A 12875-nucleotide genomic window follows, 5' to 3' on the forward strand; every position below is an offset into this window, starting at 1 on the left:
AGGTTTCTGCGTACCGCACAGTTCCGCCCGGCCGGCCACCCGCCGACCGGTCTCCCCTGGCCGCGCAACCCGTGGCCACGCAGAAGGAGTCAGTGTTGAGCAGCAGCACTCCCCACAGACGCACCTCCCACACCACCTCCCACACCTCGCGCCGTACCGCGCACCGTCGTGCCGCGGCCGTCGCGCTGGCCGGTGTCGCCGCGCTGATCGCCACGGCGGTCCAGTCCGGCACCGCCACCGCGGCCCCCGACCCGTCGCCCGCGAAGGGCAACGAGCTGGTCAAGCTCAGCCCGGCCCAGCGCGCCGAGCTGATCCGCGACGCCGACGCCGCCAAGGCGAAGACCGCCGACGAGCTGGGTCTGGGCGCCAAGGAGAAGCTGGTCGTCCGGGACGTGGCCAAGGACCGCGACGGCACCCTGCACACCCGCTACGAGCGCACCTACGACGGCCTGCCCGTCCTCGGCGGCGACCTCGTGGTGGCCACCGACGCGGGGAAGACCGAGCAGGTCGTGAAGGCCACGGCGAAGGCGCTCAGGCCGGCCACCGTGACGCCGAAGATCTCCGCCGCCAAGGCGGAGTCCCAGGCGGTGTCGGCCGCGAAGGCCGCCGGTGCCGAGCGGCCGGACGCGAACCGTGCCCCGCGCAAGGTGATCTGGGCGGCGAACGGCACTCCGGTCCTGGCGTACGAGACGGTCGTGGGCGGCCTCCAGGAGGACGGCACCCCGAACGAGCTGCACGTCATCACCGACGCCGCCACCGGCGCCAAGCTGTACGAGTACCAGGGCGTCGAGAACGGCACCGGCAACACCCTCTACAGCGGCACGGTCACGCTGGGCACCGCGCAGTCGGGTTCGTCGTACACGCTGACCGACACGGCCCGCGGCAACCACAAGACGTACAACCTCAACCGCGGCACCTCCGGCACCGGGACGCTCTTCTCCGGCTCCGACGACGTGTGGGGCAACGGCAGTGCCTCCAACGCGGAGACCGCCGCCGCCGACGCCCACTACGGCGCCGCGCTGACCTGGGACTACTACAAGAACGTGCACGGCCGCTCGGGCATCCGCGGCGACGGTGTGGGCGCCTACTCCCGGGTCCACTACGGCAACAACTACGTCAACGCCTTCTGGCAGGACAGCTGCTTCTGCATGACGTACGGCGACGGCTCCGGCAACGCCAACCCGCTGACGTCCATCGACGTGGCCGCGCACGAGATGAGCCACGGCGTCACCTCCGTCACCGCGGGGCTCAACTACAGCGGCGAGTCCGGCGGTCTGAACGAGGCCACGTCCGACATCTTCGCGACCGCGGTCGAGTTCTACGCCAACAACTCCTCCGACGTCGGTGACTACCTCATCGGCGAGGAGATCGACATCAACGGCGACGGCACCCCGCTGCGCTACATGGACAAGCCGAGCAAGGACGGCGCGTCCAAGGACTACTGGTACTCGGGGATCGGCGGGGTGGACGTCCACTACTCGTCCGGCCCGGCCAACCACTTCTTCTACCTGCTGAGCGAGGGCAGCGGCACCAAGACCATCAACGGTGTCACCTACAACTCGCCCACCTCGGACGGCCTCCCGGTCACCGGCATCGGCCGCGCCAAGGCGGAGAAGATCTGGTTCCGCGCGCTGACCACCAAGTTCACCTCGACCACCAACTACGCGGGCGCCCGCACCGGCACCCTCGCGGCCGCCGGTGAGCTGTACGGCACCGACAGCGCCGAGTACACCGCGGTGGCGAACGCGTGGGCGGGCATCAACGTCGGCGCCCGGCCCGGTGGCGGCGACCCCGGGGACGGCACCACGTTCGAGAGCAGCACGAACGTGAACATCCCCGACTACGGCTCCGCGGTCACCTCGTCCCTCACGGTCTCCGGACGCACCGGCAACGCGCCGAGCAACCTCCAGGTGGGCGTGGACATCGTGCACAGCTGGCGCGGTGACCTCCAGATCGACCTGGTCGCGCCCGACGGGTCGACGTACCGCCTGAAGAACAGCGGCTACGACCCGGCGGCGGACGTGCACGAGACGTACACGGTGAACGCCTCCTCCGAATCGGCCAACGGCACCTGGAAGCTGCGTGTCCAGGACCAGGGCCCGGCGGACACCGGCTACATCGACGGCTGGCGGCTCACCTTCCCGTAGGCCGGCCGGCCCGCGGACGCACCACCCCCAAGTCAGGGCGTCGCCTCGGAGGTTCGAATCCTCCGGGGCGGCGCCCTCTCCACGTCCGCCCCGACTGCCGGTTTTTGCCAAGCACTTACGCCGGCCTTGTTGCCACTTGACCGAGGTCACACGGCCTTCACATTCCCGCAACAGGCACCCAGCCGTCGGTTTTCGGCCAACATCATCGCGCCCTCCTGACATGTACGCGCCTTCGGTGTCAGTCTTCCGTCACCCACAGCACAACTTCGCAGTAACCGGCCGGACACCCCACGCCGTCCGGAGATCCCCCCACCGAAGGAGCTTGTGTGTCTTCCCTCTTCGCGTGCCACAAGCGCACCACTCTGGCCCTCGCCACCGCGGTCGCCGCCGGAGCGATGCTCACCACCGGCCTGACCGCGGGCAACGCCGCCGCCGACAGCGCCGCGCCGTCGGCACTCCCGGGCGCGCCCGTCCTGCTGTCGGGCAGCGCCCGCAGCGCGCTCATACAGGAGCAGCAGGCCGGCGCGGCCGGTACGGCCCGGGCGATGGGCCTCGGCGCCAAGGAGAAGCTGGTCGTCAAGGACGTGGTGAAGGACCGCGACGGCTCCGTGCACACCCGCTACGAGCGCACCTACGACGGTCTGCCCGTCCTCGGCGGCGACCTCGTCGTGCACCAGTCCGAGTCCGGCGCCACCAGAGGCGTCACCAAGGCGACCGAGGCCGCCGTCGAGGTCGCCACCGTCACCCCGAAGGTGAAGGCGGCCAAGGCCGAGCAGCAGGCGCTGTCCGCCGCCAAGGACGCCGGGTCGTCGAGGACCGCGGCCGACTCCGCGCCCCGCAAGGTGGTCTGGGCCGCCCAGGGCAAGCCCGTGCTCGCCTACGAGACCGTGGTCGGCGGCCTCCAGGACGACGGCACCCCGAACGAGCTGCACGTCATCACCGACGCCGCCACCGGCGCCAAGCTGTACGAGTACCAGGGCATCCAGACCGGCTCCGGCAAGAGCCTCTACTCGGGCACGGTCGAACTCGGCACCACCAAGTCGGGCTCGTCGTACCAGCTGTACGACACCGGGCGCGGCGGCCACAAGACGTACAACCTGGCCCGCAAGACCTCCGGCACCGGCACGCTGTTCACCGACGCCGACGACACCTGGGGCACCGGCGCCGCCTCCAGCGACCCGCAGGACCAGACCGCCGCCGTCGACGCCGCCTACGGCGCCCAGGTCACCTGGGACTTCTACAAGGAGAGCTTCGGCCGCAGCGGCATCAAGAACGACGGCAAGGCGGCCTACTCCCGCGTCCACTACGGCAGCAACTACGTCAACGCCTTCTGGTCGGACAGCTGCTTCTGCATGACCTACGGCGACGGCACGGGCAACACCAACCCGCTGACCTCCCTGGACGTGGCCGGGCACGAGATGAGCCACGGCGTCACCTCCAACACCGCGGGCCTCGAGTACAGCGGCGAGTCCGGCGGCCTCAACGAGGCGACCAGCGACATCTTCGGCACCGGCGTGGAGTACTTCGCGAACAGCTCGACCGACAAGGGCGACTACCTCATCGGCGAGGCCATCGACATCAACGGCGACGGCACCCCGCTGCGCTACATGGACAAGCCCAGCAAGGACGGCGCGTCCAAGGACTACTGGGACTCCGGTCTCGGCGGCGTCGACGTGCACTACTCGTCGGGTCCGGCCAACCACTTCTTCTTCCTGCTGTCGGAGGGCAGCGGGGCGCGCACGGTCGACGGGGTGGACTACGACTCCCCGACCTCCGACGGCTCCACGGTCACCGGCATCGGCCGCGACAAGGCCCTGCAGATCTGGTACAAGGCGCTGACCGAGTACATGACGTCGACGACCGACTACGCCGACGCCCGCACGGCCACCCTGAGCGCGGCGTCCGACCTGTACGGCGCCGACAGCACGGAGTACAAGACGGTGGGCGCGGCCTGGACCGCGATCAACGTGAACTGACCGACACGACCGCGGCACCCGGAACCAGTGGTTCCCGGGTGCCGCCCTAGTCTTGGTGCCCATGTCCTTCACGTACGACGACGTCGGCGCCACCCGCGAGCAGGGCGCCTGCCCGCCCGGCTTCCGCCCCATGCACGTACGCACCCGCCTCGGGGAGGGCGAACCGGTGTTCCGGCGGGCGGTCGAGGCCGTGCTCACCTGGGAGATGCACCGGGAGATGGGCGTCGGCATCGAGGCGGGCGCGGAGCGCGCCGCGCCCGGCGTCGACGTCACCGTCACCCTCGCCGGCCTGATCAAGGCGCCCTGCCGGGTGGTGTGGACCCTGGAGGAGCCGCGCCGGGCCGGCTGGGCCTACGGCACGCTGCCCGGCCACCCGGAGTCCGGCGAGGAGGCCTTCGTGGTGGACCGCACGGGTGACGGGACGGTCTGGCTGACCGTGCACGCCTTCAGCCGCCCGGCCAAGTGGTACGCCAAGGCCGGCGGACCGGCGGCCCGCGCCTTCCAGCACGCCTACGCCCGCCGCTGCGGCACCGTCCTCAGGCGGCTGAGCGGTGGCGACGAGGAGGACTGAGCCCTCCTCGTCGCCACCGCCCGCCGCCGCCCGGCTGCTCCGGGGGTCACCGCATCAGCAGGCCCGCCGCCTCCACCAGGTCGCCCGAGGGCACCGCGACCAGGCCGGTCTCCACTCCGGACGCCAGCAGCCGGTGCGCGGGCAGGACCCGGACCGTGTAGCCGAAGGGGCCGGTGCGGTCCAGGGCGAGCGGGCCCTCGTAGGCCCAGCGGCCCTCCAGGTCGGGTCCGCCCACCGGTTTCAGCGGTGTCCTCGCCGCGTCGGTGATCCGGTCCTCGGAGTCCACCCGGCCGGAGACCGCCTGCACCTCCACGTCCTCCGGCGCGAGGTCGCCGAGCTTCACCCGCACCCGCAGCGCGAGCGTGGTGCCGAGTTCGGCACTGGCGGACGCGGCGGAGGTCTCCACGTGGTCGACGCTCACCCCGGGCCAGGCCGCCCGCACCCGCGCCTTCCACTCGGCGAGCCCCCGCGCGGAGTCCGGGTCCATCGCGCGGTGCGCCTCGGCGGCGGGGGTGTAGAGCCGCTCGACGTACTCGCGGACCATGCGGCCGGCCAGCACCTTCGGGCCGAGCAGGCTGAGGGTCCTGCGCACCATCTCCAGCCACCGGTCGGGCAGCCCGCTCGCGCCCCGCTCGTAGAAGCGCGGGGTGATCCGCTGCTCCAGCAGGTCGTAGAGGGCGTCGGCCTCTATGGCGTCGCGCCGGTCCGGGTCGGTGCCGACACCGTCGGCGGTGGGGATCGCCCAGCCGAAGTCGGGCTGGTACCACTCGTCCCACCAGCCGTCGAGGACCGACAGGTTGAGGCAGCCGTTGAGCGCCGCCTTCATGCCGGAGGTGCCGCAGGCCTCCAGTGGCCGCAGCGGGTTGTTCAGCCAGATGTCGCAGCCCGGGTAGAGCTTCTGCGCCATCGCCATGCCGTAGTCCGGCAGGAACACGATGCGGTGCCGCACCCGTGCGTCGTCCGCGAACCGCACCAGCTCCTGCACCAGCCGCTTGCCGCCGTCGTCCGCCGGGTGCGCCTTGCCCGCGACGACGATCTGGATCGGCCGCTCGGGATGCAGCAGCAGCTCCGTCAGCCGCTCCCGGTCCCGCAGCATCAGCGTGAGGCGCTTGTACGACGGGACGCGCCGCGCGAAGCCGATGGTGAGCACGTCCGGGTCGAGGGCGTCGTCGATCCAGCCCAGCTCGGCCGTCCCGGCGCCGCGCTGCCGCCAGGAGGCCCGCAGCCGCTCGCGCACCTCCTCCACGAGCTGGGCGCGCAGGGTGCGGCGCAGCTCCCAGATGTCCTGGTCGGGGATGTCGGCGACCGAGTCCCAGCGGTCCGAACCGCCGACGGCCAGCGCGTCCTCGGCCCGCTGCACGCCGATCTGCCGGGCGCCGAGCCGGAACACCTCGGGGGCCACCCAGGTCGGTGCGTGCACGCCGTTGGTGACGGAGGTGATCGGCACCTCGTCGGCGTCGAAGCCCGGCCACAGCCCGGCGAACATGCCCCGGCTGACCCCGCCGTGCAGCACGGAGACGCCGTTGGCGCGCTGGGCGAGCCGCAGACCCATCACGGCCATGTTGAACAGGTTCGGCTCGCCGCCCGGGTAGGTCTCCATGCCGAGCCTGAGGACGCGTTCGACGTCGATGCGCGGGAGTTCGGCGTCGGGGCCGAAGTGGCGGGCGACCAGCTCGCGGTCGAAGCGGTCGATGCCGGCCGGGACCGGGGTGTGCGTGGTGAAGACGGTGCCGGCCCGCACCGCCTCCAGCGCCGAGCCGAAGTCCGACCCCGCGTCGCACAGTTCGGCGATGCGCTCAAGGCCGAGGAAGCCGGCGTGGCCCTCGTTGGTGTGGAACACCTCCGGCGCGGCGTGCCCGGTGAGCCGGCAGTACGTCCGTACCGCCCGGACACCTCCTATGCCGAGCAGCATCTCCTGGAGGAGCCGGTGCTCACTGCCGCCGCCGTAGAGCCGGTCGGTGACGCCGCGTTCGCCGGGGTCGTTCTCCTCGACGTCGGAGTCGAGCAGCAGCAGCGGCACCCGGCCGACCTGGGCCAGCCAGACGCGGGCCCGCAGCTCCCGGCCGCCGGGCAGCGCGAGGGCGACGTGCGCCGGGGTGCCGTCGCGCTCCTTCAGGGGCGCGAGGGGCAACTCGTGGGGGTCGAGGACGGGATAGTGCTCCTGCTGCCAGCCGTCCCGGGAGAGGGACTGGCGGAAGTAGCCGTGCCGGTACAGCAGGCCCACGCCGACGAGCGGCACCCCCAGGTCGCTGGCCGCCTTGAGGTGGTCGCCGGCGAGGATGCCGAGACCGCCGGAGTACTGGGGCAGGGCGGCGGTGATGCCGAACTCGGGCGAGAAGTAGGCCACGGCGGCGGGGAGTCGGCCGGACTGGGCCTGGTACCAGCGGTCGCCGCTCATGTAGTGGTCGAGGTCGTCGGCCACCGCAGTCAGCCGGCGCAGGAAGCGCCGGTCCTCGGCCAGCTCCGCGAGGCGCGCGGGCGGCACGGTGCCGAGCAGCCGTACCGGGTCGCGGCCGGACGCGGTCCAGCACTCGGGATCGACGGACTGGAAGAGGTCGCGGGTCTCCGGGTGCCAGGACCAGCGCAGATTGCGGGCCAGATCACTGAGCGGCCGGAGGGGGTCGGGGAGAACGGGACGGACGGTCAGTCGACGGATCGCCTTCACCCTCACGACGTTACCGCGCGATGTGTCCCTTGTTGGGGCCTTCGCCCTGATGCGCCGGACGGGAACTGACGCGCACGGCGTGTCGATATGGCCGGATCTTTCCCCCTCGGCCTTCTTGTGGCGCTTCGGCCCGCAAGGAAAGCTGCACATGTCGCGACGAACGCTGATTGCGGGAGCGGCATCCGGGAAAGCGACGGTCAGATCGCGCGGTGTGTCGTGATGTCGACATACGCGCGAGTAGTTAACAAAGTGCCGGATTGCCCACCGGAAGAGTGTGGGAAGGCTCCTGCGGTACGCCCCGCACGCACCTCGCAGGACCCACCTCCCCAGCAGTCATCCGCCCACCCAGTTGACGCGGACAGGAGCGGTCATGCCCGCCACGCACCACTCGTCAGCCACCTCCGCGAAGCGCGCCACGGTCGTCGGGCGCATCCCCGTCCTGGACGTCCGTCCGGTCGTCCAGCGGGGGCGCAGGCCGGCCAAGGCCGTCACCGGTGAGTCGTTCGAGGTCTCCGCCACCGTGTTCCGGGAAGGGCACGACGCGGTGGGGGCCAACGTCGTCCTGCGAGATCCGCGGGGCCGGCCGGGCCCCTGGACGCCGATGCGGGAACTGGCCCCGGGCAGCGACCGCTGGGGCGCCACCGTCACCGCGGGCGAGACCGGGATGTGGTCGTACACCGTGGAGGCGTGGGGCGATCCGGTCACCACCTGGCGGCACCACGCCCGGATCAAGATCCCGGCCGGCATGGACACGGACCTGGTCCTGGAGGAGGGCGCCCGGCTGTACGAGCGGGCCGCAGCCGACGTGCCCGGACGCGAGGACCGGCGTGAACTGCTGGCCGCCGTGGAAGCGCTGCGGGACGAGAGCAGGCCGGCCGCGTCCAGGCTGGCGGCGGCGTTGACGCCTCAGGTGGACGCGGTCCTGGCCCGCCACCCGCTGCGCGACCTGGTCACCTCCTCCGACCCCCTCCCCCTGCTCGTCGAGCGCGAACGCGCCCTGTACGGCGCCTGGTACGAGTTCTTCCCCCGCTCCGAAGGCACCCCCGACACCCCCCACGGCACCTTCCGCACCGCCGCCCGCCGCCTGCCCGCCATCGCCGCCATGGGCTTCGACGTCGTCTACCTCCCCCCGATCCACCCCATCGGCACCACCCACCGCAAAGGCCGCAACAACACCCTCTCCGCCACCCGTGACGACGTCGGCGTCCCCTGGGCCATCGGCTCCCCCGAAGGCGGCCACGACACCGTCCACCCCGCCCTGGGCACCCTCGACGACTTCGACCACTTCGTGAGCGAAGCCACCCGCCTCGGCCTGGAAATCGCCCTGGACTTCGCCCTCCAGTGCTCCCCCGACCACCCCTGGGTCCACAAACACCCCGAGTGGTTCCACCACCGCCCCGACGGCACCATCGCCCACGCCGAGAACCCGCCCAAGAAATACCAGGACATCTACCCCATCGCCTTCGACGCCGACCCCGACGGACTCACCACCGAAACCGTCCGCGTCCTGCGGCACTGGATGGACCACGGCGTCCGCATCTTCCGCGTCGACAACCCCCACACCAAACCCGTCGCCTTCTGGGAACGCGTCATCGCCGACATCAACACCACCGACCCCGACGTCATCTTCCTCGCCGAGGCCTTCACCCGCCCCGCCATGATGGCCACCCTCGCCCAGATCGGCTTCCAGCAGTCCTACACCTACTTCACCTGGCGCAACACCAAACAGGAACTCACCGAATACCTGGAGGAACTGTCCGGCGAGGCGGCCTCCTACATGCGGCCCAACCTCTTCGCCAACACCCCCGACATCCTGCACGCCTACCTCCAGCACGGCGGCCGCCCCGCCTTCGAGGTCCGCGCCGTCCTCGCCGCCACCCTCTCCCCCACCTGGGGCATCTACAGCGGCTACGAACTCTGCGAGAACACCCCCCTGCGCGAGGGCAGCGAGGAATACCTCGACAGCGAGAAGTACCAGCTCACCCCCCGCGACTGGACCCGCGCCGCCCGCGAGGGCACCACCATCGCCCCCCTCGTCACCCGCCTCAACACCATCCGGCGCGAGAACCCGGCCCTCCGCCAACTGCGTGATCTGCACTTCCACCCCACGGACAAGGAAGAGGTGATCGCCTACTCGAAGCGGCAGGGGTCGAACACGGTTCTGGTGGTCGTGAACCTCGACCCCCGCCACACCCAGGAGGCGACGGTCTCGTTGGACATGCCGCAACTCGGCCTGGACTGGCACGAGTCGGTGCCGGTACGCGACGAGCTGACCGGCGAGACCTACCACTGGGGCAGGGCCAACTATGTGCGCCTGGAGCCGGGCCGTACGCCCGCGCACGTCTGCACGGTTCTGCGACCGTCCCACCCGCAGATCGGAGGGTCACACACCACATGATCGTCAACGAGCCCGTGCCGGACACCTTCGAGGACACCCCCGCCAAGGACCGGGACCCGGACTGGTTCAAACGAGCCGTCTTCTACGAGGTCCTCGTCCGCTCCTTCCAGGACAGCAACGGCGACGGCATCGGTGACCTCAAGGGCCTGACCGCCAAGCTGGACTACCTGCAATGGCTGGGCGTGGACTGCCTGTGGCTCCCGCCCTTCTTCAAGTCGCCGCTGCGCGACGGCGGTTACGACGTCTCCGACTACACCGCCGTCCTGCCGGAGTTCGGCGACCTGGCCGACTTCGTGGAGTTCGTGGACGCGGCCCACCAGCGCGGCATGCGCGTGATCATCGACTTCGTCATGAACCACACCAGCGACCAGCACCCGTGGTTCCAGGAGTCCCGCAGGAACCCGGACGGGCCCTACGGCGACTACTACGTCTGGGCCGACGACGACAAGCAGTTCCAGGACGCGCGGATCATCTTCGTCGACACCGAGGCGTCCAACTGGACCTACGACCCGGTGCGCAAGCAGTACTACTGGCACCGGTTCTTCTCCCACCAGCCGGACCTCAACTACGAGAACCCGGTCGTGCAGGAGGAGATGATCTCCGCGCTGAAGTTCTGGCTGGACCTGGGCATCGACGGGTTCCGGCTGGACGCGGTGCCGTACCTCTACCAGGAGGAGGGCACCAACTGCGAGAACCTCCCGCGCACGCACGACTTCCTGAAGCGGGTGCGCAAGGAGATCGACGCGCAGTACCCGGACACGGTGGTACTGGCCGAGGCCAACCAGTGGCCGGAGGACGTGGTCGACTACTTCGGCGACTACGCGGCGGGCGGCGACGAGTGCCACATGGCCTTCCACTTCCCCGTCATGCCCCGCATCTTCATGGCGGTCAGAAGGGAGTCCCGCTACCCGGTCTCCGAAATCCTCGCCAAGACCCCCGCCATCCCGTCCGGCTGCCAGTGGGGCATCTTCCTGCGCAACCACGACGAGCTGACCCTGGAGATGGTCACCGACGAGGAACGCGACTACATGTACGCGGAGTACGCCAAGGACCCGCGCATGCGCGCCAACATCGGCATCCGGCGCAGGCTCGCCCCGCTCCTCGACAACGACCGCAACCAGATCGAGCTGTTCACGGCCCTGCTGCTCTCCCTGCCCGGCTCGCCGATCCTCTACTACGGCGACGAGATCGGCATGGGCGACAACATCTGGCTCGGCGACCGCGACGCCGTGCGCACGCCCATGCAGTGGACGCCCGACCGCAACGCCGGCTTCTCGTCGTCCGACCCGGGCCGCCTGTTCCTGCCCACGATCATGGACCCGGTCCACGGTTACCAGGTGACGAACGTCGAGGCGTCCATGGCCTCGCCGTCCTCCCTGCTGCACTGGACCCGCCGCATGATCGAGATCCGCAAGCAGAACCCGGCCTTCGGCCTCGGCACCTACACCGAACTGCCGTCATCCAACCCGGCCGTCCTGGCCTTCCTGCGCGAACACGAGGACGACCTGGTGCTGTGCGTCCACAACTTCTCCCGGTTCGCGCAGCCGACGGAGCTGGACCTCAGCGCCTTCGACGGACGCCATCCGGTCGAGCTGTTCGGCGGGGTCCGCTTCCCGGCGGTCGGTGACCTGCCGTACCTGCTGACCCTGGGCGGTCACGGCTTCTACTGGTTCCGCCTGCGCAAGGACGCCGCCTGAGGGAAAGGACGCGACACGCCATGCCGGAAGCCGTCATACGCACCGACACCAGCCCGCCGGGACTCCTCGCGTCCCTCGATCCCCTGTTGCGGGAGTGGCTGCCGCGGCAACGCTGGTTCGCCGGCAAGGGTCGCCCGGTCACCGGCTTCTCCCTGGTCGCCGCGACCGAACTGCTCCCCGCCGACTCCCGCCTCGGCCTCCACCACATGCTGGTCCGCGCCCACCAGCGGCACACCCCGGCCGGAGGCGGGGCTCGGGAACCGGGCGACTGCTACCAGCTCCTGATCGGCACCCGCGAGGCGCTGCCGCCCCGGCTCGCCCCCGCCCTGATCGGTCATGTGACCGAGGGCCCGGCGGCCGGACGCACCGCCTACGACGCCCTGTACGACACCCGTCCCGCCGAGGTGCTGCTCGAGGCGCTGCGCACGCGGGCCCGCATCGGCGGGCTGCGCTTCGAGCGGGCACCGGACGACGGCATACGCGCGGGGCTGGTGCCGCGGCTGATGACCGCCGAGCAGTCGAACTCGTCGGTCGTGTACGGAGATACGTTCATCCTGAAGTTGCTGCGGCGGATCGTGCCCGGCGTCAACCCCGACCTGGAACTGCCGCTGGCCCTGGCCCGCGAGGGCTGCCCCCGGGTGCCCGCACCGGCGGGGTGGATGGTGGCGGACCTGGCCGGCCGGTCCTGGGTGCTGGGCGTGCTCCAGCCCTATCTGCAGGGCGCGACCGACGGCTGGGAGCTGGCGCTGCGCGAGCTGGCCAAGGGCGAGGACTTCGCCGCCGAGGCCCGGGCGCTCGGGCGGGCCACCGCCGAGGTGCACACCGCGCTGGCCCGCGCGCTGCCGACCGTCACCCTCGGCCACGCCCAGGCGCGGCAGCTCGCCGACGGCATGATCGAGCGGCTGGAGGCGGCGGCGCGGGCGGTGCCCCTGCTCCGGTCGTACGCGCCCGGGTTGCGGACGGCGTTCACGGCGTTGGCGGACCTGGCTTCGGAGGGCCGTACCTGGTCGGCGCAGCGCGTCCACGGCGACCTGCACCTCGGCCAGTGCCTGCGCTCCCCCGACGGGGAGTGGTCCCTGATCGACTTCGAGGGGGAACCGGCGAAGCCCCTGGCCGAGCGCCGGCTGCCGCAGCCCGCGGTGCGGGACGTCGCGGGGATGCTGCGCTCCTTCGACTACGCCGCGCACTCGGCCGACGTACGTGTACCGGGCTGGGCCGAGTCCTGCCGGGCCGCGTACTGCACCGGGTACGCGGAGGCGGGCGGCCACGACCCGCGCACCGACCCGGTGCTGCTGCGCGCCTACGAGACGGACAAGGCGGTCTACGAGGTCCTGTACGAGGCCCGGCACCGTCCCGACTGGCTCGAGGTGCCCCTGGCGGCGGTGCGCCGCCTGTCCGTGCCCGAGCCGGCCTGACGTCCC

General features: G+C 71.2%; 7 protein-coding genes. 6 read left to right on the top strand and 1 reads right to left on the bottom strand.

Annotated features, from left to right (window positions below):
- Window positions 1-95: 95 nt before the first annotated feature.
- The 3 genes from Sru02f_RS30715 (at window position 96) to Sru02f_RS30725 (ending at window position 4694) form a co-directional block, all read left to right on the top strand.
- Window positions 96-2147 carry a M4 family metallopeptidase gene (locus Sru02f_RS30715; protein WP_167469829.1) on the top strand — a complete coding sequence of 684 codons (2052 nt, stop codon included), beginning with the start codon at window positions 96-98 and terminating at the stop codon, window positions 2145-2147.
- A gap of 326 nt (window positions 2148-2473) precedes the next feature.
- The gene (locus Sru02f_RS30720) at window positions 2474-4123 is read left to right on the top strand and encodes a M4 family metallopeptidase (RefSeq protein WP_109036314.1); all 1650 of its coding nucleotides are present in this window, start codon (window positions 2474-2476) and stop codon (window positions 4121-4123) included.
- Between the two features lie 61 nt (window positions 4124-4184).
- Window positions 4185-4694, top strand: coding sequence for a DUF1990 family protein (locus Sru02f_RS30725; protein WP_109036316.1), 510 nt, complete (start codon window positions 4185-4187; stop codon window positions 4692-4694).
- Window positions 4695-4740: 46 nt separating this feature from the next.
- Here Sru02f_RS30725 and Sru02f_RS30730 read toward each other — a convergent pair whose 3' ends face one another.
- Entirely contained in the window at window positions 4741-7359 is a 2619-nt protein-coding gene (locus Sru02f_RS30730) for a glycosyltransferase family 1 protein (RefSeq protein ID WP_174855228.1), read from the bottom strand.
- 370 nt (window positions 7360-7729) lie between these two features.
- Here Sru02f_RS30730 and Sru02f_RS30735 point away from each other — a divergent pair, with 370 nt between their 5' ends.
- From Sru02f_RS30735 to Sru02f_RS30745, 3 genes are read left to right on the top strand one after another with little or no spacing between them, the layout of a single operon-like run.
- The gene (locus Sru02f_RS30735; protein ID WP_373103619.1) at window positions 7730-9757 is read left to right on the top strand and encodes an alpha-1,4-glucan--maltose-1-phosphate maltosyltransferase; all 2028 of its coding nucleotides are present in this window, start codon (window positions 7730-7732) and stop codon (window positions 9755-9757) included.
- Window positions 9754-11454 (top strand): maltose alpha-D-glucosyltransferase, encoded by a 1701-nt coding sequence (gene treS, locus Sru02f_RS30740; RefSeq protein WP_109033494.1) that lies wholly within the window; start codon window positions 9754-9756, stop codon window positions 11452-11454. The genes Sru02f_RS30735 and treS overlap by 4 nt, the downstream gene beginning before the upstream one ends.
- Window positions 11455-11474: 20 nt before the next feature.
- Window positions 11475-12869: a maltokinase N-terminal cap-like domain-containing protein gene (locus Sru02f_RS30745; protein ID WP_109033493.1), complete on the top strand. Its 1395-nt coding sequence runs from the start codon at window positions 11475-11477 to the stop codon at window positions 12867-12869.
- Window positions 12870-12875 lie beyond the last annotated feature (6 nt).

The sequence above is a fragment of the Streptomyces rubrogriseus genome, assembly GCF_027947575.1.
In the GTDB taxonomy this organism is placed as follows: domain Bacteria; phylum Actinomycetota; class Actinomycetes; order Streptomycetales; family Streptomycetaceae; genus Streptomyces; species Streptomyces rubrogriseus.

Coding starts and splice junctions, on each gene's coding strand:
- Sru02f_RS30725 (WP_109036316.1), top strand. CDS start 4,185: ATGTCCTTCACGTACGACGACGTCGGCGCCACCCGCGAGCAGGGCGCC.
- Sru02f_RS30735 (WP_373103619.1), top strand. CDS start 7,730: ATGCCCGCCACGCACCACTCGTCAGCCACCTCCGCGAAGCGCGCCACG.
- treS (WP_109033494.1), top strand. CDS start 9,754: ATGATCGTCAACGAGCCCGTGCCGGACACCTTCGAGGACACCCCCGCC.
- Sru02f_RS30745 (WP_109033493.1), top strand. CDS start 11,475: ATGCCGGAAGCCGTCATACGCACCGACACCAGCCCGCCGGGACTCCTC.